Genomic DNA, 23,543 nt, shown 5'->3' with positions numbered 1-23,543 from the left:
TTTTCCTCGGGCTTTCGCGGCCCGAGCGCGACTCACGGCTTCGGCTCGACCTCGAGCTCGGGCAACCCCGCGAGCTTCACCTCGACCTCCGCGGCGGGCGGCGCTTCACGGGCCTCCTCGCGGCGGGGCGCCATGACCGTCAGGGCGCGAGGGAGGCACTCCACCACGAGCGGCGTCGTCCCGGCCTCCTCGCCGTCGATGAGCACGTTCTGGGGCGGATCGGTCGTGATGCAGACCCGCCGGGCGGCGAGGAAACCTACGTTGTCGCGCTCGGCCGGCTCGCCGTCGATCGCGGTCCTCAGGAGGTGCAGTCCGGTCGCGACCGCCTCCACCAGCGTCGTGGCCGACACGATGGTCAGGTCGAGCCGCCCGTCGTCGGGGGACAGGACGGGCGGCCCCTGCGCCAGCACCGTGCGCGGAGGCGCCATGTTCGCGACGGTCACCGCGACCGCACGGCAGTGGATCCGCTGGTCCTCGGTCTCGATCTCGACCACGAACGGCTCGAGGCTCATCAGCTTCCTCAGCCCGGTGCGGATGTACGCGAGCACACCCCAGCGCTGCTTCTCGTCCTGCGGGGTCTCGCCGACCGTGTCGGCGTGCAGCCCGACCGCCGAGAGCAGGATCATGGTCTTCCCGTTGGCGCGGGCGGCGTCGATGCGCGTCGGCTCACCGTGGACGAGCACGTCGATCGCCCCCTCCAGGTCGGCCGGGATTCCCAGGGAGTGCGCGATCGAGTTCGCCGTTCCCAGCGGCAGGACACCCAGGCACGCATCGGCCCCGAGGAGCGCGGACGCCACGCTGGAGATCGTCCCGTCGCCGCCCGCCGCGATCACCAGGGAGGCCCCTTCGCGGCGCGCTGCGTCGGCGCAGGCGGCGGCAGAGCGCTCCGCGCTCGTCTCGTAGACGCTCAGCGCAAACTCGCGCTGGAGCCGGGCAGGCAGCGACTCGACCGAATCGCCCGCGTGGCCGGCAGCAGGGTTGACGATCAGCGCCGCTCTCCGCTCGGTCATGGCGGCATCGTAGAACGCCGAACCGGTTGAAACCCCAAGAAAAATCGGCAGGGTGGCCGCGAGCAGACCTGCGCGAGCAGCCGCGCCGCGCCCGTACGGCTGTGCCTGCGTGCGCCACGCGCGCGACAGCGACGCCCCGCCGCGCAGCCCAGAGATGCCGCTGGCCGCACGATGGCACGGCAGTTGTACCGCGATGTTGTTCATGAGACTTCAGCGAATCGGTCGACCGGCTTGTCTTGCGCTCGCGCTCCTCGGCGCGGGGACGCTCGCCGCCTGCGGAGAGGACTCGTCAGGGGGCGCGGGTGGCAGCGGCGCCACCAGCAGCGGAGGCGCCACCGGCGGCGAAGGCGGCGAAGGCGGCGCGGGCGGCGAAGGCGGGGGGGCCGGCGGGAGCGCCGGAGGCGGCGCGTCATGGCCCGTCGACACCTACCCGATCGACATCACCCCATCGGAGGACTGGAAGAACCAGATCAGCTTCCCCTTCGAGCCCTTCGCCGCCTGGCCCGCGACCTTCCAGACGCCGGGCTGGGTGAAGTTCACCGTGCTGATGCACGACCCCACCAAGGTCTACTACCAGGACAGCAACAAGTTCCCGTTCCACGGCGAGTTCGCCACGGCGCGGCTCGACCCGTTCTTCGAGATGTCGCGGGACGAGTTCGACCAGGTCTCGCTGCACGAGGAGGGGCAGAAGGCCATCCTCGGCGCCGTGCTCTTCCCGCCGACCCCGGAGAGCGTGCCGGAATACGGCATCCAGCTCGTCCGCCAGGAGGCTTACGACCCCGAGGTGGCGCGCGTCGTCCTGGAGCTCGTGAAGGACAGCGTCATCGCGCCCCAGGGGGCGCGGCCCTTCTATTTCCCGACGTACGAGCAAGCCGCGTCGGCCGCGGAGAACAGCGCCTTCTTCGAGGCGAGCGGCTTCCCGGTGAGCTCGGTCGAGCGGTGGCTGGACGGCGACGCGTGTTATGCGACGGGCTGGGCCGTGGGCCGGCTCCGCTATGTCCCGCCGGACGCGATCGACGCCGCCTACGCGAGCGGCGAGCTCCGGGCCGAGGACATCCTGCTCACCGACTCCATCCCTGCGGAGGTGCCGTACGTGGCGGGCATCGTCTCGCTGTCGCCCGCGACGCCGAACGCGCACACCGCCCTCCTCGCGACCTCGTTCGGCATCCCGTTCGTCTACCTCGGCGATCCGGCCGCCGCCGAGGCGGCAAAGGCGCTCGACGGCGAGGAGGTCGCGCTGCGGGCCTCGCTGCAATACGGGTCCATCTGCCGCGCCGTGCTCTTCGAGGCCGGAGGGATCGCGCCGGCGGACAGGGAGCAGCTGCTCGCGCTGAAGCGGCCCGGCGAGCTCGGGATCCAGCCCAAGGAGCCCCTCGGCGCCTACGCCGGATCCACCGAGGATCTCGGCCCCGCGGAACTCGTGCATTTCGGGGGCAAGGCCGCGAACTATGGCCTGCTGCGGGACGCCATCCCGGAGAACTCCGATGTCGCTGTCGCGCTGTCGTTCGATCTCTGGGACGATTTCCTCGATCAGGTCATGCCCGGCGGCCGTACGCTTCGCGCCGAGATCGCGGAGCGCCTCGCGGGACATAGCTACCCGCCCGACATGCTGGCGCTCAAGGCCGATCTCGCGGCGATCCGCGCGCGGATCACCGGGGAGACCGCCTTCTCGGCGGGGCAGCGGCAGGCGATCGAGGCGGCGCTCGAGGGCTTCACGCCCACGAAGAAGATCCGGTTCCGGAGCTCGACCAACGTGGAGGACAGCGCCGTCTTCACGGGCGCGGGCCTCTACGACAGCTACAGCGGCTGCCTGGCCGACGATCGGGACGCCGACCAGGAGGGGCCGAGCCTGTGCGACGCCGGCGAGGCCAGCGAGCGCGGCGTGTTCCGCGCGATCCGCAAGGTGTACGCGAGCTTCTACAACGACAATGCCTTCCTCGCCCGGCTCCTCCATGGCGTCGACGAGGCTGAGGTCGGGATGGGCGTCCTCGTCCATCACTCCTATCCTGACGACGACGAGATGGCGAACGGCGTCGCGACGCTCGAGCGGCGCGAGCTGGTCAATGACCAGATCAAGATCGTGACGCAGCTCGGGGCGACGTCCGTCACCAACCCGGAAGGCGGAGCGCAGCCGGAGGTCGTGACCGCGAGCCTCTTCGACCAGGAAACCTCCGTTTACCTCCTGTCCGGCTCGACGCTCGTCCCGCTCGGCGGCCACGTGATGCAATGGGAGGACGATTACCTCGCGCTCGCCGCGCTGCTCGGCCGCGTCGAGGCGCGGTTCAGCGAGGTGAACCCCGGCAGGAAGTCGTTCCTGCTCGATTACGAGTTCAAGAAGATGAAGCCTGGAGACCTCGTCGTGAAGCAGGTGCGCGAGGTCGCGCTCCCGGACACGGCGCCGAGCCTCACGCCGTTCCTGCTCGACGAGCCCCGGGAGGTCTGCACCTTCCAGGGCGAGTTCGGCAACGTGTTCGCGAACCACCGGCTCAAGGTGCGCGCGAGGCTCTCGGCGAAGAGCGGGTTCCTCACGCCGGCGGCGCTCGCCGGCACGCTCTTCGAGGACGCGCGGCTCGACTACCTCTCCGGTGGATCGGTGGCGACGCTCTCGGGGAGCCCTGCGGCGTGGCCGGCCGCGTCCCACGCGTATGCCGAGGAGACGGCCACGGACTCCTTCGTGGACGGCGCCGGGGCCTCGGAGATCACCTATGCTCTCGCCGCCTCCCCGGTGCCCGAGCTCCTGCCGCCGTCGCTGGGCCCGCTGGTCGCGCTGCGCGACGTCGGGATGATGCTGAGCGCCGCCTACGCCACGCCCGTGCCGGCGCTCGAGTGGGACGGCACGCCGCTCGACGTGTCCTCGGAGGTGGTGCAGCTCGATGCCTGTCCCGCAGACGGCCCCCCGGTGGCGGGCGCGCTGCTCCAGGAGCGCTCGCTCTCGTGGACGTCCGGCGTCACGGTGGAGACCTCGTTCTACTGGCCGCCGGCCCCCACGGGCCCCACGGCGGGGTACACGGCGCCGCTCCACAAGTGGGTGGAGACGCGCATCGAGGGGCTGACGAGCGCACCGATCGTGCTCAGGGGCTACCACGCGCAGACGTACCACCCGCAGCACCACAACTTCTCGGAGGATTTCATCTTCGAGCCCCGCCTCGAGCCCGGCCTGGATCCCGCGATCCTCGCCGAGCTGGAGCAGAAGGGCATCCGGCTGATCCACGTCCGGACGCCGGACGGCGGCGAGGGCGGCGCGAAGCTGTGGACCCTCGATCCAGCGGGCGTGTTCCACCGGGTCGACTGAGCGGCGCACGGGCGGCCTGCGGAGCCCCGGCGAGCCCCGCCGCCTGAGGCTCCGCCGGGCGCGTCACTCCTCCTCGAAGCATCCAGCCGAGCGCGACTGCCGCTTCAGACGGCCGCGCGACGTGAACCGGCGCCGGCGCGCGCGCGGAGTTGACGCGCGGAGGCCGCGGGTGGACCAGAGGCGCCGGCTGTTCCTGCTGACGAGGAGAAGATCATGAGCCTTTACGACAGCTCGTTCCCCCAGATGACTCGCATGCTCGGCCAGGCGCTGGTCTGGCTCGACAAGGCGGAGGCCTACGCACAGCAGAAGAAGTTCGATCCGGAGGTGCTCCTCACCGCGCGCCTCGCGCCCGATCAGTGGAACCTCAGGCGTCAGCTCCAGAACGTCATCGCCTGGCCCCTGAGGCTGAGCGCGCTGCTCACCGGCGGGGAGCCGCCGCAGCTCGAGACGGGCGACGAGACGCTCGCGGAGCTGCGCGCGCGCATCGGCAAGGCGATCGAGCAGGTGAAGGCGGTGAAGCCGGAGCAGCTGAAGGGCGCGGAAGACCGCACGATTCCGCTCTTCTTCCTGCCGGGCAAGGGCATGAAGGCCCCGGAGTTCGTGTTCGGGTTCGCGCTCCCCAACTTCTACTTCCACGCCACCACCGCGTACTCGATCCTGCGGCACAACGGGCTCGACGTCGGCAAGTCCGACTTCATCGGGTCGCTCGACCTCCGCGACCTGTGACAGCGGCCGCCCTCCCCCGCGGGGAGGCGGCCGGCGACCGTCAGTCGTCCTCGCGCTCGTCCCCGAAGAGCACCCCGACCTGAAGCTCGATCGCATCGAACGGCTCGGCCCTGATGCGCTCGCTCCGCTCCGCGCGGAGCGCCACGAGGTACCCCTCCGGGGTCCACCGGTGCACGGTCAGCGTCTCCTCCCGGGGATCGACGATCCAGCAATGGGGGAGCTGACAGCGCTGGTAGACGCGCATCTTCTTGACCGTGTCGTTCCGCGCGTTGCTCGGGGAGAGCACCTCACAGACCCAGTCGGGCCGGATCGGGACAGGGCACCCGCTGGGCCGCTCCGGCGCGCGCTCGCGACGCCAGCCGACCACGTCAGGCCGGTACACCTGGTCCGGCATGAACTCGACCTCGATCTCCGTGGCGAACCACCATCCTCCGGGCCAGCGGCCCCCGGGGCGCCGCTGGAAGGGGATCTTCACGTGCGCGACGATGGCGGACTGCGCGTCGCCGTGCTCGAACGAAGGGACGGCCTTCTGCACGAGCTCGCCGTCGAGGATCTCGTGAAAGCGCTGCTCCTCGGGGATGGCCAGGAGATCCGCCACCGTGGCTGGGTGTGGCTTCTGTGCAGCGGGCACGCGTCGAGCATAGCGCCTCCGAGCGAGGTGTCGCGACGCATCGCTCGACCTCACCAGCTCGCTCCACCTCCGCGACGTGGGACCGCGACGCGCTCTCTCGCCCGATCGGCGCCGGGCCTCGGTCCAGCGCGGCGCACGCTCAGCGCGCGCTCTCCCTCGGCTCCTGCTCGGCGAGCGCAACGAGCGTCTCCCGCGCGACCAGCGCCGAGGACGCCGGGTTCTTCCCCGGTGACGAGCCGGCTATCCCGGACGGCGAACGGCTTCCACACCGGCCCTCGCTCGTAGCGCGCGCCCAGGGAGCGCAGCCGCGACTCCAGGCGCGGATGCTGGCGCTCGTGCTCGCGGGCGTCGGGATCGCGGTCCTGCCGAACTACTTCATCGCCGAGGCGGTCGCGGCGAAGCAGGTCGTCGTGGTGGGGCCGCGGCCGGGCAAGGGGCGCCGGGGCGCCCGGAACACGATCCACCTCGCCTGGGCGCAAGGGCGCGGCGCAGAGCGCGCGCTTTAGGGCCGTGCAGGCGGCGCTGCTGGAGGAGGGCTGAGCGCCGCACGGGGCTCAACCGCCCGCGTCGCGGAGCGAGCTGGGCCCGGAGCGCGCGCCGTCCGTCCGCCGCCCGTCCAGAGTCCGCACGCTTCACCGGGCGCTGGCGCGCCGTCGAGCGATTCAGTGAAACGACGGGCAGCGAGGCAGCTACACTCCACGCCGAGAGCCCATGCTGACCTCGATCACGCTCGAGAACTTCAAGAGCTTCCGGAAGGCGGCGATCCCGCTGGGCCCCTTCACGCTGCTCGTCGGGACGAACGCCTCCGGCAAGAGCAACCTCCGCGATGCGTTCCGCTTTCTCCATGGCGTCGGCCGCGGCTACTCGCTGGCGGAGATCTTGGGAGAGAAGTACGGCGAGGGCGGCGAGCTTCAGTGGAAGGGTCTTCGAGGCGGCACAAAGGAGGTCGTCTTCGGAGGAGGAGCAGAGTTCTCGATCGGTGCAGAGCTCAAGGACATTGAGAACCAATACCATCACAAATATCGAATCTCCGTCACCACCGGGCTCTCGAATGCTGCTCCCAGGGTCACACGCGAGGCCCTCTACGAGAGCACAGACATGAGCTTCGACTCCCACCCCGCTGAGAACGCCCCTGCGCAGAAAGACAAAGAACACTTGCTCGTACGCCTCGCGCGAGGTGGTGAGGAATCCACCCTGTCAAGCTCGCCTGCGATAAGTTCGCCTGCGATCGCGCAGGTCAGGGATCCTCGTTACGTCCGGAGACAAGCAAAGAGGACGCTGCACACGCTACGCTCGATGCGCTTTTTGGATCTCTCACCGGACGCTGCGCGGCTCCCCTCGTTGCCAGGCCGACAGGTGCTCGGGGATCGCGGCGAAAACCTCTCGTCCGTGCTGCAAGCGATCTCCCAGGATCCGAAGCGAAGAGCCACGCTCCTCGAGTGGATCCGCGCCCTCACGCCGCTCGACGTGATGGATCTCGAATTTCCCCAGGATTTCGCCGGACGCGTCCTCGTGCACCTCGTGGAGCAGGGCGGGCGCAGGATCTCGGCCTACAGCGCGTCGGACGGCACGCTGCGCTTCCTCGCGATCCTCGCCGCTCTTCTCGACACCGACTCCGCTCACTTCTACTTCTTCGAGGAGATCGAGAACGGCATCCATCCGACGCGCCTTCACCTGCTCGTGCAGCTCATCGAGCAGCAGTGTCGCACCAGGGATGTCCAGGTCATCGCGACGACCCATTCGCCCCAGCTCCTCGGCTTCCTCACCCCCGAGTCCAGGGAGAGCGCCCTCCTCATCTACCGGCTTCGCGGCGCCGACGAGTCCAGCGTGCGCAAGGTGGTCGACCTCCCCGACCTGAGCCGGGTCCTCGAGACGCAGGACCTCGCTCGGCTCCACGCCTCAGGGTGGCTAGAAGACATGGTAGAGCTCATGGCAGACGACGCGGGCGAGGCCGCGCAGTGAGCTATCGCGTGCTCGTCATCCCCGAGGACTTTCGCAAGGACCAATACGTCCTCGAGCCCGTCATCACGAGGATGTTCGAGGTCATTGGCCGCAAAGCCAAGGTGATCGTCTGCCGCGATCCGCTCCTCGGCGGCGTCGACCAGGCGCTCCGGTGGGAACGCCTCCAGGAGATCCTCGTGCGCTACCAGGCGATGATCGAGTGCTTCCTGCTCATCGTCGACCGCGATGGCAAACCGGGGCGGCGCGAGGCACTCGATAGACTGGAGTCGCTGGCCAGCACCGCTCTTCCACTGGGAAAGCGCTTTCTGGCCGAGAACGCCTGGCAAGAGGTCGAGGTGTGGCTCCTCGCCGGACACGATCTGCCCTCCGAGTGGGCGTGGAAGGCAGTACGCGCCCACGAAAACCCGAAGGAGCATTACTATCAACCCCTCGCCAAGAAGCGCGGCGTCCTCCAGGAGCCGGCGGAGGGGCCCGGGATCCTGGCCCGCGAGGCAGCCTCGCGGTACAGCCGCATTCGCTCCCTGTGCCCGGAGGTCGCGGACCTCGAGCGACGCCTCGGCGCGTAGCGCCCCCGCGCCCCGTACAGGCTCACCCGCCCCAGTCGACCTTCGGCCTCCCCGGCGGCGTGACGTTCGGCATCTCGTGGAAGAGCCCCCGCGCGAGGTCGGGCAGCGGCGCGCACGCCTGCTCTCCCAGGTTGGTCAGCTCCAGCGGGTCGTCGAGCACGTTGAAGCAGTGGTACTCGCCGTCCCACTCGCGCGCCTCGATCTTCATCGGCCCCTGCATCATCCCCCAGTTGCGGAACGCGCAGCCCCACACCCACGTGCAGTTCGTGAGCGGCATCGGCGCGACCGTGCGCTCGGGCCGCGTCAACGGGTGTCCGATCATCCGCCGGCGGAACGGATCGAGGCCCGGCTCGTCCCAGAGGCCCATCAGATCGAGGAACGTCGGCGCCAGGTCGAGGTGCCACACGAACGTGTCCTTCGCGCCCTCGATGCTCGCCCGCTCCTCCGGCGCGAGCGTCCCCTCCGGCGCGTCGACCCACGTCGGGACGAGGATCTCCTCGTCCCAGAGCGAGCTCGTGTGGCCGAGCTGCCAGTGCTCCCGGAACGACTCGCCATGATCCGACGTGTACACGATGACCGTGCGCTCGCCGCTCGGCGTCCCGCGGATGTGCTCGATGAGCCGGCCAACCGCCATGTCCGACAGGTAAACGACGTTCTTGTAGTAGTTCTTGAAGTGCTCGTTCTTCTCGGGCGCCTTGGTCAGCTCGCTCGGTTGAAACGGCGAGTGGAGCGGATCGCTCACGTACGGGAAATGGACGTTCGAGTAATGGACGACCGCGAAGAACGGCTCGACGAGCTCGCCCCACTCCTCGATCACCCGATCCGTGAGCTGCCGATCATAGGCGCCGTAATCGAGGTCGGCGCCCGGATCGAGCTGGGTCGCGACAGCCCGGTGCGAGACCGGGATGTCTTGCACGTAGAGCCGAGCGTTCCCGAACATGAGGTTCTGGCTCGTCCAGTACGCGGTGTCCCACCCGGCCGCGTGGGCGTAATCCCAGAGCAGCGGCGCAGCGCCGAGCACCGCGAGGCTCTCCGTCGGAGGGACGCCGGACCAGATGTTCGAGATGGAGATGGCCGTCGTCGAGTCGTGGGCCCGCATCTGCAGGAGCGGCATGCGGCGAGGCGCGGCGGCGTTGGAGAACGGCGTCGCCTTGTCGCAGGCCGGGTCATACGCGACGCACGTCACGTCCGCCCGCTGGCTCTCCTGCAGGATGAGCACCACGTTCCGCGGCCGCGCAGGCCGCGCCGAGAGCCGCGGCACGCGCTCCGGGTTGCGGCGCTGCACCCGCAGATCCGGTGAGTCGTTCGTGACGCCGAGGTGCTCCTTCACCACGGCGGTGATGCCGTGGAAGTAGATCATGTCGGCCGACGACGACTGGATCACCCGGTAGCTCACCGGGATCATCGCCACGCCGGCCAGCGCGAGCGGCACGAGCGCGGCGGCGAGGCGCCGCCTGAGCCGCCGGGGGCGCACGAGCCGTCGGGAGAGCCGGAGCGCCCCAAGGGCGAGCCCGAGCGCGACCGCGAAGTGGGCGATCACGCGCGGGTGCCCCAGCGGGAGCGTGCCCACGATCGACCAGGGGATCGACTGGGAGTGGATCTGGGAGTCGACCGAACAGTAGATGTTGTAGAGGGCGTGGAAGCCCCCCTGGACGCCGCACGCGAGCGTGAAGAGCGCGACGAACAGCGCGCCCACGACGCCGCGCGCCGCGCCGCGACGGCCCGAGGCGACGTAGAGCAAGAGGCCCCAGAACCCCAGCGACGCCGCCACGGTCGCGGCGTACCCCGCGGCGTGCGGCCGATCGAACGTGGTCATGTGGCGGGCCCGGCGCAGCACGTCGGCGACGAGGATCCAGAGCGCCGGCGAGGCCAGGAGGGCAGCGCTGATCAGGCGGCCGCGGCGGAGCGCGGCCCTCCGCGCAGCGCGCGGGCGGACGCGGTCACGGGCGGCGCGATCGTCCCCGTGCGCGGGGGGGAGGATGGCGGGGGACGTGGGCGGCTCGGCGAGCGCGCCGCCCTGTCGGTCGATGTCCTGGGTCATCCGGATCAGTCGTGGCGAGGCCCGACCGCGAGGTCGCGGAGGTGGGCGGGGACGTCGACGCTGCCGGCGGGACCGCCGTAGAGGGCGTCCGCGAGCCGGGGCAGGTCGCCGCAGGCGGCGGGCCCGAGGTCGCGCTGCTCGCGGGGGTCGGCGAGCACGTCGTAGCAGTGCCAGGCGGTGTCCCAGGCGCGGGATTCGAGCTTCATGTTGCCGCGCATCATCCCCCAGTTCTTGAACGCGCAGCCCCAGATCCCGGTGCAGTTCGTGAGCGCCAGCACCGCCGGCCCGGGCGACGGCCGGAGCAGGCTGTGCCCGACCATCGCCGCCCGGTACCCCGCGAGCGCAGGCTCCTCCCAGAGGCCCATCAGGTCGAGCAGGGTCGGCGCCACGTCGGTGTGGAAGACGGGCTCGTCCCGGGCCGCGCGCAGCGCGCCCTCCTCCGCGGCCGTGAGGGTGCCCGGCGGAGCGTCGACCCATCCGGGCACCCGGATCTCCTCGTCGAGGATCGAGCCCGTGTGGCCGAGCTGGCCGTGCTCCCGGAACGCCTCGCCGTGGTCGGACGTGAAGACGATGACCGTGCGCTCGCCGACCGGAGAGCTGCGGACGAAGCGGATGAGCTCCGCGATGGCCGCGTCCTGACGGTAGACCGCGTTCCTGTAGAAGTTGCGGTACGCCTCGTTGTCGTCCGGCGCCTTGCTCTCGAGGGCGGGCTGGAACGGCGCGTCCTCCGGGTCGACCAGGTAGGGGACGTGGGTATTCCCGAAGTGCGCGACCGCGAGGAACGGCTCGCGCAGCGAGAGCACCTCGGACCGGACGTGCGCCGACAGCAGCCGGTCGTCGGCCCCGAGATCGATGTCGGCGAGCGGATCGAGCTCGGTCGCGCCGCACTGGTGCGAGACCGGCAGGTCCTGCACGTAGAGGCGCGAGTTGGCGAACATCATGTGGTGGCTCGTCCAGTAAGCGCTGTCGAAGCCGGCGGCGTGCGCGTAGTCGAAGACGAGCGGCGCCGTGTGGAGCGCCTCGCGGGTCGCGACCGGCTGGAGGCCCGACCAGAGCACCGCGAGCCCGATCGCCGTCGTCGAGGCGTTCGAGCGCATCTGCGTGAGCGGCAGCCGGTCGGGGACCGCCGCGTCGATGCGCGGCGTGCCGGGGCACGCGGCGGGCGCCTCGCCGGCGGCGACCCCGACGCCGACCGGAGCGCGCGCCGAGCACGTCGCGTCGGCGCGCACGCTCTCGGTCAGGATGAAGAGGACGTTGCGCCGCGGGCCCGGCCGCGGGGTGACAGGCGGCAGCGAGGGCGGCGTGCGGAGCCCGGGGCGCACCTGCGCCGTGGTCTGGACGCCGGCGAGCTCCTTGAGCAGGCCGCCGATCGCGTGGAAGTAGATGACGTCGGGCGTGGAGGCCTGCACCGTGCGGTAGGAGCACGGCAGGACGAACGCGGCCACCACGACCGCGGGCGCGGCGAGGCGGGCGGCGCGGGCCCACGCCGTGCGGCCAGGCCGCACGATCCGCCGGCCCAGCCACACGAGCGCGATCGCGAGCAGGAGCGGCGGGAGGACCGAGCGGAAGAAGTTCTCGCCGTCGGCCCGGAGCTGGCCGAAGAGGCTGGCCGAGAGCGAGGTCCCGAAGAGCGTCGCGTCGAGGTTGAGGTACGTCGCGTACTGGCGGTGGAAGTAGAGCTGGCCGCCGAGCGACAGCGTCGCGAGCGCCACGAAGAGCAGCGCCGCGAGCCACCGCGACGCGCCCCGCCGCGACGAGGCCGCGAAGAGCAGGAGCCCCCAGAGCGCGGCGCTCTCGACCATCGCGCCGAGGTAGCTCGCGATGTGCTTCCCGCCCAGATCGAGCAGGCGATCGCCGCGGAGGAGGACGTCCGCCACCACGACGAGGAGCAGCGGGAGCGCGAGGAACAGGCGGCCGTAGCGGCGGCGGGCGCGGGCGACGGCGCGCAGCCGAGCGCGCGCCGCGGCGCGATCTGCGCCCAGATCGCGGGCGAAGCCGCGGGACGAGCGGCTTGCGGCGTCGGCCTCGACCGGCCGAGGATCGTTGAGCGCCTTGGAGCGGAGCACGGAGGCGCGCGAGTTTACCGAGGACGTGGCGTATCGGGAACGTTTCTGAGGCGGCTCGGTGGCATCGAGGTGACGGCGCCGGCCGGGGTTGCCCGCCCGGGAGACGAGAAAACCCTTCGACCGCCGCGCGAGGCGTGCCATGGAGGCGTTCGCATGGCGGAGCAGCTCTTCCTGAACGGGATGCCCGGCGCGCAGCAGGCCTCCGGGGCCGGGGCGCCGCCGGCCGAACCCGCGTCGACCGAGGCCCCCGCGGAGCCTGAGGCGAGGCCGTCGCCGGGCGCGCCCGCGCCCGAGTCGCCGCTCGAGACGGCGGCCAGGCTCAGCGCCGAGCTGGAGGCCGCGCTCGTGCGCGAGCTCATGGCGGCCTACCAGAGCCTGAACTACACGCATTTCCGGCGGAAGCTGCGCTCTGCGTCCATCGAGCTGTCCGACGCCGCGAGCCGGCTCGGGCGGTGGATCTCGGAGACGCGCGCGATCGAGATCTCGCGGCCGCTCGTCCTGACGCAGCCGTGGGGCGTCGTGATCGAGGTGCTGAAGCACGAGATGGCGCACCAGTACGTGCACGAGGTGCTGGGCGTCAGGGACGAGGCGGCGCACGGGCCTGCGTTCCGCGAGGTGTGCACGCGCCTCGGCATCGACGGGACGGCGGCCGGGATGCCGGCCGCGGGGCGCTCGCCGGCGGATCCTGGCGGGGCCGCGCGCGGCGGCGACGCGGGCGCGTCGGAGGCGAGCGTGGACGCCCGGATCCTCGATCGCATCGCGCGGCTGCTCGCGCTCGCCGACAGCCCGAACGCGAACGAGGCGCAGGCGGCGATGAGCGCCGCGCAGCGGCTGATGCTGAAGTACAACCTCGACGTCGCGAAGGCGCGCGCCGCGCGGCAGTACGGATTCCGCCACCTCGGCGCGCCGAGCGGGCGCGTGGGCGAGACCGAGCGGATCGTCGGCGGCATCCTGGGGAAGCACTTCTTCGTCGAGGCGATCTGGGTGCCCGTCTACGTGCCGCTCGAGGGCAAGCGGGGCAGCGTCCTCGAGATCTGCGGGACGCCGGCGAACCTGGAGATGGCGGCCTACGTGCACGCGTTCCTGCACCACACGGCCGAGCAGCTGTGGAACGAGCACAAGCGGACCCAAGGGGTGAAGGGCAACAAGGACCGGCGGACCTACCAGGCCGGGGTGATGCTCGGGTTCCTCGAGAAGCTGAACGCGGAGCGGAAGGTGTCCGTCGAGCAGGGGCTCGTCTGGGTGAGGGACGCCGATCTGGACGGCTACTATCGAACGCGCCACCCGCACGTGCAGCACCTGCGCCACGCGGGCAACCAGCGGACGGCGGCGCACGCGCACGGGCGCGAGGCGGGGCGAAAGATCGTCCTGCACCGCCCGATGCAGGGGGCGACCGGCAACCGGGGCATGCTGCTGCCGCCGGGCAAGAAGGGCTGAGCTCGCGACTCCGGATCCGGGCCGCGCGAGGAGCTCGGACGGAAGCCGGACGATGCGAGATGGCGGAGCGCCAGCGTCTCGGCCGCGGCGCACGCTCGACGCGCTCGTTGACGGAGAAGGATCGGTTCCGGCACGATGGCGCGGCGCGCGGGAAAGCCTAGGAGAAGAACGAGATGCCGCTCCTGTTCACCATTGAAGAGCGCTTCGATGCATCGCCCGAGGACGTCTTCCGGCTCGCGACCGACATCGACGCGTTCGGCGACTGGATGCCCAATTTCGTGCGGGTAGAGAAGCTCACGGGCGCCGTCGTCGGCAAGGGCGCGATGTGGCGTGAGACGCGCAAGATGTTCGGCAAGGAATCGACCGAGCTGTTCGAGGTCACGGCGGCGGAGCCAGGCAGGCGTCTGGACCTCTTCGTCGACGGGCAAAAGGGCACCACGGGGCGGGGGGCCTACCGCTTCCGGTATGTCTTCGAGCCCGAGGGCGCCGGCACGCTGCTCAAGATGGAGGGCGAGATCGCCGGGATGGGCTGGTTCATGGAGGCGCTGGGGCGGCTGTTCATTGGCAGCTTCAAGAAGGCGGTGCACGGGGATCTCAAGGCCATGAAGACGCACCTGGAGCGGCGGCGGGCGAGCTAGCGCTGCGCCGCCCCACGAACACCCTCTCCGGGGGCCTCATCGGTGTTCACCAAGCTCGTTCGATCGCGCTCAGGGCACCAAGGCCGACCAGCGCTCACCAGCGTAATCGTGGTTATCTCATCCTCCCTCGACACGAGCCTGGGGGACATCCGCTGATGCAGCGAGGGTGATCCGCCACGGCTCCGGCGTACTTCCCGCGTTGCGCTCGGGCGGACGGCGGAACAGCATCCCGGCATGGCGATGCGACGGAGGAAGGACCCGGCGAGAGCGAAGTCTTCTCTTATGCTCGAGCGGCTGCCGTCTATCCTGCTGTCGCTGTTTGCGGCCTTCTTCGTCGCCATCGCGAGCTTCGTGATCTCCGCCGGCTACGCGGAGCACCGAGCCGCCGAGATCGACGCGGCGGCCATGAGCTTGGCGGAGAACGCCACGCCGAGCATCATGCAACTGGCGGCCGCGCGCGCCGAGCTGAGGCATACCCAGGCGCTCCTGAGCGACCTCGTCAACGACGCCGCGCTGGGCCGCCCGCGCGACCGCCACGAGCTCGACGAGGCGCGCGACAATCTATCCCGGAGCATCGACGTCTACCTCGGCATGCCCGTCTACCCGGGCGAGCTCAAGCAATGGCAGACCGTCGCGCAGGCGCTCGGCAAGCTCGATCAGGACACCGATCGGGTCCTCTCGCTGGTGGCGAACGGCCATCCGGACGAGGCCAACAAGCTCGTGGACGGCGCGCTGCGGGCGGACTTCAACTCGACGAACGACGCCGTGATGGCCAGCATCGAGCTCAACGCCCGGCAGGCACGCCTTCTGGCGATCGAGATAGCAGCCAACCGCGTTCGCTCCCGTCGGACCGCGCTCGTGCTCAACACGGCGAGCGTGACGTTCGCGCTGCTGGCCTGCGCGGCGGCCGCCGTGCAGGTCCGGCGCCACGTGAGGCTGCTCTGGCAGCAAGGCGTGGTCCTGGAGCGTCGAGCGGATGAGCTCGAGCAGTTCGCCGGCCGGGTCGCGCACGACGTGCTCAGCCCCCTCGGCGCGGTTGCGCTCGCGCTCGACCTCGCCCTGCGGCGGTGCGGCGAGGGAGATCCGGCACGAAAAGGGCTCGAACGGGGCCGGCAGGCCATCCTGCGCGTCAAGCGCATGACCGACGGGCTGCTGGCGTTTGCTCGCGCGGGCGCGAGTCCGGAGCCAGGCGCGCGCGCCGAGGTGCACCCCATCATCGACGATCTCATGGTCGAGCTCGCTCCTGTCGCGGTGGAGCTCGGCGCGGAGCTCCGGGTCGAGCCCTTCGCCCCGTGCGCGGTGGCCGCGAGCCCCGGCGTGCTGACCAGCATCCTCGCCAACCTGACCCGCAACGCGCTCAAGTACCTCGGCGACGCGGCGGTCTGTCGCGTCGTGATCCGGGTGATCGACGCGAGAGAGGCTGTGCGGATCGAGGTGGAGGACACGGGGCCCGGCGTCGCGCCGGCCCTGGAGCAGATGGTGTTCGAGCCTCATGTCCGAGCGCAAGGCGCTCGAGTGCCGGGTCTGGGCCTGGGCCTCGCCACCGTCAAACGCTTGACCGAGGCGCACGGCGGCCGCGTGGGGCTCCGCACGGTCGTGGGCAAGGGGAGCCTCTTTTGGTTCGAGCTGCCCAGAGCGAGCAGCGAGGCAGCGCACGCGCCCGAAATCGGCCCGAGCTCCACCGCATGACCTCCGGGAGGCTGCGCTCCGCGAGCGACGTGAGGATGCGCTTGCGAAAAAAGAGAGGCGCCGAGATCGTGCTCGACACGCCGGTCCCGGACGCGCCGCAGTAGCCGCCCTATCCGAACGGGGCAGGCGGCGCCTCCCCTCGCACGAGGCTGCCGCCGAGCAGACCCACGGCGCCTCGAACTTGTACGAGGTTGCCCCCTCGGACGACCCCGGTCCCCTTCAGTCCACGCCGATCCGTCTTTGTTGACCCGGTGCGCAGCCCCAGGCACCATCGGCGCGCAGCGCCCGGCCGGCCTGCATGGCTGGAGGCTCGACTCCGGCTCGCTCCCCTTCCCTAAACAAGCTGTTGAGGTGCTTTGATGCCCGTTCGTACGATGCTCTTGCTCTGCTTCGCGCCCTTTGTCATGGGCGCTCTCCAAGGTTGCGGCGGCGATGACGGCGGCGGCGATACCTCCGGGGGGTCGCCGCTCGGTGAGTGTCCGCCCGACTCGACCGCGCAGGCGGAGGCGGGCTACCAGGCGCTCCAGGACCAGTGCGTGCCCTGTCACTTGTCGACCTCGGAGGGCGCGTCGCGCATCGGCGCTCCGGAGGAGGTCAACGTCGACGACCCCGCCAGCGTCACCGCCGAGGCGGCGGAGATCCTCTCGGAGATCCGGATCGGCGGCGCGAATGGCGGGGACGGGATGCCCATCGGCGCGAAGCTCTCGGACGACACGATCGAGTCCATCCGGATCTTCCTCGCCTGCGACGCGGCCCAGTAACGCCGCGCCCCCCGCCACGCCCGCTTCTCACGTCCGAACGCCGGCGCGCCAGCTCACGAGAGGGCGCGCCGGCGGCTCGCAGGCGCGCCGCTCGCCTCGATCGCTGTGCGACCGCGCGATCCGGAGTATGGTGCAGGCATGTTCAGGCTGGATGCCCGCTCCGGGGCCGCCGCGCTCGCGCTGGCCGCCACGCTCGCGCTGACCGCGTCGCTCGGCGCCTCGTGCGCCGGCGCGCCCCCCGCGCAGCGCGGGGCGACGGCCTGCCCGCCGCTCTGCCCGCAGCCGGCGCCCCCGCCGAGCGCGGCGCCGGCGGGGCCCGTCGTCCCGGGCACGCCGGGCGAGGCGCCGGCGTTCGACCCCGAGCGCCTCACCCTCGTGCTGGACGACCCGCGGCTCGCGCAGGTGCAGAAGCTCGTCGAGCAGGAGGCGTACGCAGGCGCGGCCGCGGCGATGGCCCAGGCGCTCTCGGCGCCCCTGTCGCCCGCGGACACGGCGGCGTTTCGCTACCAGCTCGGGCGGCTGCGCGCCCTCGCGGGCGATCCCGTGGGCGCGGCGAGGGAGTACGACGCCGCCGCGGCGGCGGGCGGGCCGCTCGCGGATCACGCGAGGTTCGCGGCGGCCGATCTCCTCGCCAGGGCGGGGCAGCCCGATGCGGCGCTCGAGCGCGCGCGCGCCGTCGCGTCGGACGTCGCGATCGCCGACGAGCTCGATCGCCTCGTCGCCGGCGCGCTCGCCGACAAGGGCGACATCGAGGGCGCGGCCGCGCGCTGGCGCGCGTACCTCGCCCGCAGCTGGCCGGCGTCGACGTGGGTGCCCGAGGCGCTCCGCTTCGCGCGCGCGCTGCTCCGCCACCCGAGCGAAGACCACGCCGAGGAGGCGATCCGTGTCACCCGGCGCGTCATCGACGAGGCGCCGGGCGGCGCCGGCGCCGGGGAGGCGAAGGAGATCCAGGACCAGGCCCTGTCGACGCTGCCGTTCGCGCGGCGCAAGCCGTTCCTCGACCTGGGCCCCGCCGATCTGCTCGCCCGCGCGCGTGCCTTGCTCGCCTCGCGCCAGGACAAGGAAGCGCTCGCCGTCACCGACGCGCTGATCGCCCTCCCCGAGGCGCAGGCGCCCTCGGCCTTCGCCTGCGACGCGTTCGCCGCGCGCGGCGAGGCGCTCGGGCGCCTCCGGCGGAGGGCCGAGGCCGCCGACCTCTTCGGCACGGCGATCGAGCGCTGCGGGCCGGCGGCGCCCGCCGCTGCAGGCGTCGCGCCCGCCGCTGCAGGCGTCGCGCCCGCCGCTGCCGGCGTCGCGCCCACCGCTGCAGGTGCGAACGCGCCCGCCGCAGCCGGGGCGCCCGCCGCAGCCGGGGCGCCCGCCCCGCGGCGGCCCGAGACCCTCTACAACGCCGGGCGCGCTTCGCTCCGCGTCGATCGGCACGCCGAGGCGGCCGCGCGCTTCGCGCTGCTCGAGAAGGAATACCCGGATCACCGGCTCGCGGACGACGCGCGCTACCTCGGCGCGCGCGCGCTGCTCGGGCTCGGGGACCAGGCGCAGTTCGTGCAGCTGCTCACCGCCATGCCCGACGATTACCCGGCGGGCGACATGGTCGCCGACGGCCTGTTCGAGCTCGCGCTCTTCGAGATGGAGCGCGGCGACTGGGCGGGCGCGGTCAGGCCGCTCGAGCGCGCGCTCGAGCGGTTCCCGCACGAACGCGCGTACCACGCCGCCGGCAGGCTCCCCTATTACCTCGGGCGCGCCCACATCGAGACGGGCTCGCCCGACAAGGGGAAGGCGCTGCTCGAGCAGGTGATCCGCGATTACCCGCTCTCTTTCTACATGGCGCTCTCCCACGCGCGGCTCGCCGACGTGGACCCCGCCGCCGCCCAGCGCGCCCTGTCCGCGGCCCTGGAGCGCGACGCGAGCGCGCCGTACACCGAGCTCAGGAGCCCGCTCTTCGCGCAACCCGCGTTCACGCGCGCGGTGGAGCTCGCGCGCCAGGGGGAAGCGAAGCTCGCGCGGCGCGAGCTCGACCTGCTCGGCGTCGGGGGCAAGACGGCGCCGCGCGAGGTGATGTGGGCCTCGGCGTTCCTGCTCGCGCGCTCGGGCGCGCTGCCGCAGTCGTACAGCATCCTGCGCACCGCCATGGCGGCGCCGGCGGCCGTCGAGCTCGCGGGCGAGTGGGTCGATCACTACCCGGTCGGGCGCTGGCGCGGCGCCTGGGAGCTCGCCTACCCGCGCCCCTTCTCCGGCCTCGTCGCCGCGGAGACCAAGCGGAGCGGGATCCCCGAGGCCCTCGCCTACGCGATCATGCGCGAGGAGTCGGCCTTCGACCCGAGGGTGGCCTCGCCGGCCCAGGCGTTCGGGCTGATGCAGCTCATCGTGCCGACCGCGAAGCGGGTGGCCAAGCCGCTCGGGCTGCCGTGGAGCGCCGACGCGCTGAAGCGCCCCGAGGTGAACATCGCGCTCGGCTGCCGTTACCTCTCGCAGCTGCGCGGCCAGTTCTCGGACAACCCCCTGCTGGCGATCCCCGCCTACAACGCGGGGGGCGGCGCGCCGAAGCGGTGGATCGCGGAGCGCCCCTCGCAGAGCTTCGACCTGTGGGTCGAGCGCATCCCGTACGAGGAGACGCGGCTCTACACGAAGCGCGTGATGACGAGCCTCGCCGTCTACGAGCTCCTCTACGCCGGCGCTCAGCCGGGCGAGGCCCTGCGGACGCCGCTGCCCGCGAGCCCGGCCGCGCGCTCGGCCGTGGCGAACGCCGCGCCCTGACACCCGCGCCGGCGGAGCCGCACGCCGAAGCGCCGGCGGAACCGGAAGCCAAAAGCCGCCGAGGTTTCGGCGAGCGGGCCGCGGTGAAGCTTTGGTAGAGTCCGCGTGTGATCGACCCATCGAGCCCTTCCCATCAGCTCGTGGGCGCCGTGCTCAGCGGGCGCTTCCGGATCCTGCGTCTCCTCGGCGAGGGGGGCATGGGCGCGGTCTACGAGGCCGAGAGCCTTCGCGGCGAGGGCAAGCGGGCGATCAAGGTGCTCCACCCCGAGTTCACGCAGGAGGAGCAGGTACTCCACCGCTTCTTCGCCGAGGCGGAGGCGACGAGGGGGTTCGTCCACCAGAACATCGCCTCGGTCTTCGAGGCGACCCGCGCCGAGGACGGCACGCCCTACCTCGTCATGGAGCTCCTGCAGGGCGTCCCGCTCGCCGCGTACATCGACACGGGCAACCCGATCCCCCCGCAGCAGGCCGTGCCCATCATCCACGAGGTGCTCCAGGCGCTCATGGCGGCGCACAGCCACAAGGTGATCCACCGCGATCTGAAGCCCGAGAACCTGTTCCTCATCCGCGATCCGCGCGGGGGCTTCCGCGTGAAGGTGCTCGACTTCGGCATCGCGAAGGTGATGGACGCGGCCGGCGGAATGGGCCTGAAGACCCGCGCTGGCACGCTCCTCGGGACGCCCGGCTACATGAGCCCCGAGCAGATCAAGAACGCGCAGGGCGTCGACGCGCGCGCCGATCTCTGGAGCGTCGGCGTGATCTTCTACGAGATGCTCACGGCGACGCAGCCGTTCCCAGCCGAGAACGAGTTCGCGCGGCTCACCGCCGTGCTCGCCAAGGAGGTGCGCCCGATCGAGCAGGTCGCGCCCCACCTCGCGGCCTGGGGCCTCTTCTTCCAGCGCGCCCTCTGCAAGGACGTGGCCGGGCGCTTCCAGACGGCCGAGGAGATGGCGCAGACGCTGGGCGCCATCGCGCACCGCACGGGCATCGCGACGCCCAGCGCGCGGCCCGACGCGCCGGCGTCGCCCGCGCTGACGCACCAGCTGCCCTCGCTGCCGCCGCCGCAGCCGCTTCAGAACGCGACGCAGTCGCCGCAGAACATGGCGCCACCGCCGCAGAACATGGCGCCACCGCCGCAGAACATGGCGCCACCGCCGCAGAACATGGCGCCACCGCCGCAGAACATGGCGCCACCGCCGCAGAACATCACGCAGCCGGTGCAGAGCATGCCGCCGGTCGCGTCCAGGATCCCGACGGTGCCCCCGCCGCGCACGTCAGCGCCGCCCGTCCAGGCGTCCCCGTCGGTGGCGCCCACGGCGACCTTCTCGGCCAGGCCAACCCACATCAGCGCGCAGCAGCCCGCCGGCGTGCCGACGCTCACGGGCGGCCACTACGACGTGCGGGTCGTGGACGTCCCCCTGGCCGCCGAGGGCGGGGGCTCGGAGGGCGCTGCCTGGTGGCTCGTGGGGCTCATCGGGCTCGTGTGCCTCGGCGTCGGCTTCGCGCTGGGCGTGCTGGTGAGCGGGTGAGCGCATGAACGGAAGCGCCCGCGTCCGCGCCCTGCTCGCCGTCACCTGCGCCGCCGGCGCCCTGGGCGCGCCGCGGCCCACGCTCGGCGACCCGCCCGCGGAGCCCCCCGTGCCGGTCGTCGATCTGCACGTCGACGTGCCCTGGCAGGTCCACTTCAAGGGGCGCGACAGGCGCCTCGGCGAAGGCCACGCCCGCAGGGAGACGCTCGTCGCGGGCCACTACCTCGGCATCGTGCTGCCGATCTACCTGCCCGACCAGGCGCGCCCCGAGGGCCCGCAGATCGAGGACGCCAGCGCGGTCCTCGCGACGATCGAGGCGATCATCGCCGCGAACCCGGTGCTCCTCCCGCTCGGCGCGGCGCGGGCCGAGCCGGGGAAGATCAGCACCTTCCTCTCGATCGAGGGGGCCGGCGCGTTCGCGGCGGACATCGCGCAGATCGACCGCTTCATCGCGCGCGGCGTGCGGCTCATCAGCCCGAACCACGCGAAGAACACGCGGCTCTCGTCGTCCGCGACCGGCGAGCCGGCGGCGTACGGGCTGACCGAGCTCGGCAAGCGGTTCTGCGAGCGCGTCTACGACCAGGGCGCCCTGATCGACGTCTCGCACATCTCGGACGCCGCGTTCGCGGATCTCGTCCCGATCGCCGCGGCGCACGGCGCGCCGATCGTCGCGACCCACTCGAACGCGCGCGCGGTGGCGAACCGGCCGCGCAACCTGACGGACGAGCAGCTGCGGCTCATCGCGCGGAGCGGCGGGGTCGCGGGGCTCAACTTCCACGCCCCCTTCGTGAACGGCACGAGCGAGGCGGACGTCGACGACGTGGTCGCGCAGGTCGATCACATGGTCCGCGTGGCCGGCGTCGATCACGTCGCGATCGGCTCGGATTTCGACGGCGGCATCGTCCCGCCGAGGGGGCTCGACGACGCGTCGGCGCTGCCGGCGCTCGCCGCGCGGCTCAGGCAGCGCGGCATGTCGCGCGAGGACGTGGTGAAGATCTTCGCGCAGAACGCGCTGCGCATCCTCGGCTGGCAGCCGGCGATGGATGCGAAGAGCGCGAGCGCGGCCGGCGGCGCGCGCCCGTAGCCGAAGGCCGCGGCGCGCTGCCCGCGCGCTCGTGGTAAAGGCCACGCATGCGCAGGGGAGTCGCCCGGTCGGCGCGAGGGCTCCTCGCCCTCGCGCTCCTCGCGTCCATCGCCGGCCCGAGCTGCGCCGAGCTCCCGCGCGTCGAGGGCGCCGGCGAGGCCGTCTGCCCCGAGCTGCGCGGCCCGGGCGACGTCCTCGGGGCCCAGCTCGCCGCGGACGCCCGGGCGAACGCGAAGGTGAGGACGTTCGTGCAGGCCGCCAAGGACATGGCGGCCGTGTCGGCCACAATCGAGGCGCAGGTGGCCGGCGCGTGCCGCCGGATGGGCGCGGATCTCGGGATACCCCCCGCGCAGATGGCGCCGCGCGACGAGGTGGGGGGCCAGGCCAGCGGCGCCTGCGGCCCGGTCTCGGCGGCGATGGACGCCATCCTGCTCCAGGGCGCCGGGGTGGGGGTCACGCTGAGGCGGCCGGCCTGCGAGGCGAACGGCGCGCAGTGCAGCGGCTCGTGCAACGTGCAGCTGGCTCCAGGGCAGATCGTGGCGTACTGCGAGCCCGCGCGGCTCTCCGGCCACTGCCAGGGTCGCTGCGACGGGCGGTGCGACGGGCGCTGCACCGGGCAGTGCCGGGGGCAGTGCTCCGCCCACGACGCGCAGGGCCGCTGCGCGGGGCAGTGCGACGGCGAGTGCGACGGCGGCTGCGACGCCACGTGCCACGCGCGCTGCGAGGGCACCTGGCAGGCGCCGCAGTGCTCCTGGGTGGAGTGGCCCCCGAGCGGCGACGCCGAGTGCGAGGCGTGCTGCCGCGCGCACGCGGCCGTCCACGCGGCCTGCACGCCCACGCGGGTCCAGGTGCGCGTGGTGCAGGGCGGCGAGATGGCCGCGCGGCTCGCGGCGACGCTGCAGGCCAACCTGCCGGCGTTGCTGCACGCCGAGGTGGCGCTCGGCCGCCGGCTCCTCGGCGACGCCCAGACGGTGGTCCAGGTCGGCGCCGCGCTCCCGCGGATCGTGGGCGACGCGGGAGCGCGCGCGCTCGCGTGCGTCGCCGGGGCGGCCGAGGCTTCGAAGAGCGCGTCGGCGCGCATCCAGGCGAGCGTGCGCGCGAGCGCGAGCGTCACGGGGCGCATCGGGCTGACGGACGGATAATCGGGGGGCTGCCGCGGCAGAGCGCGCGCGCTGCGCGGCCCGCCGCCCGCGAGCCCCGATCGACGCGCGCCCGCGCCGGCGACGCGCGCTCGCGCCGGCCGCGCTCGCGCCGGCAACGATGTCCTGGTCGCAGCGCCCGGCGCCCGAAGCGGCGCCGAGCGCCTTCGCCTGCATGGATGGCATGGACGGCGCCGCGCCCCTCGGACTACCCTCCG

At 72.3% G+C, this 23,543-nt stretch carries 17 protein-coding genes; 13 read left to right on the top strand and 4 right to left on the bottom strand.

What is annotated here, in order from left to right; translation table 11 throughout:
• Positions 1–32 precede the first annotated feature (32 nt).
• The gene (locus WME82_RS05235) at positions 33–1,055 is read right to left on the bottom strand and encodes a YegS/Rv2252/BmrU family lipid kinase (protein WP_438044859.1); all 1,023 of its coding nucleotides are present in this window, start codon (positions 1,053–1,055) and stop codon (positions 33–35) included.
• A gap of 157 nt (positions 1,056–1,212) precedes the next feature.
• Here WME82_RS05235 and WME82_RS05230 point away from each other — a divergent pair, with 157 nt between their 5' ends.
• Together WME82_RS05230 and WME82_RS05225 are read left to right on the top strand one after the other, a co-directional pair.
• Positions 1,213–4,302 carry a PEP/pyruvate-binding domain-containing protein gene (locus WME82_RS05230; RefSeq protein ID WP_438041910.1) on the top strand — a complete coding sequence of 1,030 codons (3,090 nt, stop codon included), beginning with the start codon at positions 1,213–1,215 and terminating at the stop codon, positions 4,300–4,302.
• A 213-nt stretch (positions 4,303–4,515) separates the two neighbouring features.
• Complete coding sequence (locus WME82_RS05225; RefSeq protein ID WP_438041909.1) at positions 4,516–5,028, top strand: DUF1993 domain-containing protein; 513 nt, start codon at positions 4,516–4,518, stop codon at positions 5,026–5,028.
• Between the two features lie 40 nt (positions 5,029–5,068).
• Here the strand turns inward: WME82_RS05225 and WME82_RS05220 are convergent, their stop codons facing one another.
• The gene (locus WME82_RS05220) at positions 5,069–5,659 is read right to left on the bottom strand and encodes a Uma2 family endonuclease (RefSeq protein WP_438041908.1); all 591 of its coding nucleotides are present in this window, start codon (positions 5,657–5,659) and stop codon (positions 5,069–5,071) included.
• Between the two features lie 323 nt (positions 5,660–5,982).
• Between WME82_RS05220 and WME82_RS05215 the strand changes: the two genes are divergently transcribed.
• From WME82_RS05215 to WME82_RS05205, 3 genes are all read left to right on the top strand, one after another.
• Positions 5,983–6,165 carry a hypothetical protein gene (locus WME82_RS05215; RefSeq protein ID WP_437914956.1) on the top strand — a complete coding sequence of 61 codons (183 nt, stop codon included), beginning with the start codon at positions 5,983–5,985 and terminating at the stop codon, positions 6,163–6,165.
• 205 nt (positions 6,166–6,370) lie between these two features.
• On the top strand, positions 6,371–7,621 hold the full coding sequence (locus WME82_RS05210) for an AAA family ATPase (RefSeq protein ID WP_438041907.1): 1,251 nt from the start codon (positions 6,371–6,373) through the stop codon (positions 7,619–7,621).
• A complete protein-coding gene (locus WME82_RS05205) occupies positions 7,618–8,187 on the top strand; it encodes a hypothetical protein (protein ID WP_438041906.1) in 570 nt (189 codons plus the stop codon). Before WME82_RS05210 ends, WME82_RS05205 begins: the two co-directional genes overlap by 4 nt.
• Before the next feature lie 22 nt (positions 8,188–8,209).
• On the opposite strand, the gene WME82_RS05200 is transcribed toward WME82_RS05205, so the two are convergent.
• Together WME82_RS05200 and WME82_RS05195 are read right to left on the bottom strand one after the other, a co-directional pair.
• Positions 8,210–10,228: a sulfatase-like hydrolase/transferase gene (locus WME82_RS05200; protein WP_438041905.1), complete on the bottom strand. Its 2,019-nt coding sequence runs from the start codon at positions 10,226–10,228 to the stop codon at positions 8,210–8,212.
• 5 nt (positions 10,229–10,233) lie between these two features.
• Positions 10,234–12,294 (bottom strand): sulfatase-like hydrolase/transferase, encoded by a 2,061-nt coding sequence (locus WME82_RS05195; protein WP_438041904.1) that lies wholly within the window; start codon positions 12,292–12,294, stop codon positions 10,234–10,236.
• A gap of 153 nt (positions 12,295–12,447) precedes the next feature.
• On the opposite strand from WME82_RS05195, the gene WME82_RS05190 reads away from it, so the two are divergent.
• From WME82_RS05190 to WME82_RS05155, 8 genes are all read left to right on the top strand, one after another.
• The gene (locus WME82_RS05190; RefSeq protein ID WP_437914951.1) at positions 12,448–13,731 is read left to right on the top strand and encodes a SprT-like domain-containing protein; all 1,284 of its coding nucleotides are present in this window, start codon (positions 12,448–12,450) and stop codon (positions 13,729–13,731) included.
• A 173-nt stretch (positions 13,732–13,904) separates the two neighbouring features.
• Positions 13,905–14,369: an SRPBCC family protein gene (locus WME82_RS05185; RefSeq protein ID WP_437744427.1), complete on the top strand. Its 465-nt coding sequence runs from the start codon at positions 13,905–13,907 to the stop codon at positions 14,367–14,369.
• 282 nt (positions 14,370–14,651) lie between these two features.
• On the top strand, positions 14,652–16,058 hold the full coding sequence (locus WME82_RS05180) for a sensor histidine kinase (RefSeq protein ID WP_438041903.1): 1,407 nt from the start codon (positions 14,652–14,654) through the stop codon (positions 16,056–16,058).
• A gap of 359 nt (positions 16,059–16,417) precedes the next feature.
• Entirely contained in the window at positions 16,418–16,819 is a 402-nt protein-coding gene (locus WME82_RS05175; RefSeq protein WP_438041902.1) for a c-type cytochrome, read from the top strand.
• A gap of 138 nt (positions 16,820–16,957) precedes the next feature.
• Positions 16,958–19,573: a transglycosylase SLT domain-containing protein gene (locus WME82_RS05170; protein ID WP_438041901.1), complete on the top strand. Its 2,616-nt coding sequence runs from the start codon at positions 16,958–16,960 to the stop codon at positions 19,571–19,573.
• A 107-nt stretch (positions 19,574–19,680) separates the two neighbouring features.
• Positions 19,681–21,102 (top strand): serine/threonine-protein kinase, encoded by a 1,422-nt coding sequence (locus WME82_RS05165; protein ID WP_438041900.1) that lies wholly within the window; start codon positions 19,681–19,683, stop codon positions 21,100–21,102.
• A 4-nt stretch (positions 21,103–21,106) separates the two neighbouring features.
• Entirely contained in the window at positions 21,107–22,186 is a 1,080-nt protein-coding gene (locus WME82_RS05160; RefSeq protein ID WP_438041899.1) for a dipeptidase, read from the top strand.
• A gap of 47 nt (positions 22,187–22,233) precedes the next feature.
• On the top strand, positions 22,234–23,328 hold the full coding sequence (locus tag WME82_RS05155; RefSeq protein WP_438041898.1) for a hypothetical protein: 1,095 nt from the start codon (positions 22,234–22,236) through the stop codon (positions 23,326–23,328).
• Positions 23,329–23,543 lie beyond the last annotated feature (215 nt).

This window comes from Sorangium sp. So ce128 (genome assembly GCF_051525245.1).
Classification (GTDB): Bacteria; Myxococcota_A; Polyangia; order Polyangiales; family Polyangiaceae; genus Sorangium; species Sorangium cellulosum_B.
Note: the sequence above shows the minus strand (reverse complement) of the source record. Positions and strands in the feature narration are given on the sequence as shown.

Excerpts from the sequence above, each read along its gene's own strand:
- WME82_RS05230 (WP_438041910.1), top strand. The coding sequence starts at position 1,213 with ATGAGACTTCAGCGAATCGGTCGACCGGCTTGTCTTGCGCTCGCGCTC.
- WME82_RS05225 (WP_438041909.1), top strand. The coding sequence starts at position 4,516 with ATGAGCCTTTACGACAGCTCGTTCCCCCAGATGACTCGCATGCTCGGC.
- WME82_RS05215 (WP_437914956.1), top strand. The coding sequence starts at position 5,983 with ATGCTGGCGCTCGTGCTCGCGGGCGTCGGGATCGCGGTCCTGCCGAAC.
- WME82_RS05210 (WP_438041907.1), top strand. The coding sequence starts at position 6,371 with ATGCTGACCTCGATCACGCTCGAGAACTTCAAGAGCTTCCGGAAGGCG.
- WME82_RS05200 (WP_438041905.1), bottom strand. The coding sequence starts at position 10,228 with ATGACCCAGGACATCGACCGACAGGGCGGCGCGCTCGCCGAGCCGCCC.
- WME82_RS05190 (WP_437914951.1), top strand. The coding sequence starts at position 12,448 with ATGGCGGAGCAGCTCTTCCTGAACGGGATGCCCGGCGCGCAGCAGGCC.
- WME82_RS05185 (WP_437744427.1), top strand. The coding sequence starts at position 13,905 with ATGCCGCTCCTGTTCACCATTGAAGAGCGCTTCGATGCATCGCCCGAG.
- WME82_RS05180 (WP_438041903.1), top strand. The coding sequence starts at position 14,652 with ATGCTCGAGCGGCTGCCGTCTATCCTGCTGTCGCTGTTTGCGGCCTTC.
- WME82_RS05175 (WP_438041902.1), top strand. The coding sequence starts at position 16,418 with ATGCCCGTTCGTACGATGCTCTTGCTCTGCTTCGCGCCCTTTGTCATG.
- WME82_RS05170 (WP_438041901.1), top strand. The coding sequence starts at position 16,958 with ATGTTCAGGCTGGATGCCCGCTCCGGGGCCGCCGCGCTCGCGCTGGCC.
- WME82_RS05160 (WP_438041899.1), top strand. The coding sequence starts at position 21,107 with ATGAACGGAAGCGCCCGCGTCCGCGCCCTGCTCGCCGTCACCTGCGCC.
- WME82_RS05155 (WP_438041898.1), top strand. The coding sequence starts at position 22,234 with ATGCGCAGGGGAGTCGCCCGGTCGGCGCGAGGGCTCCTCGCCCTCGCG.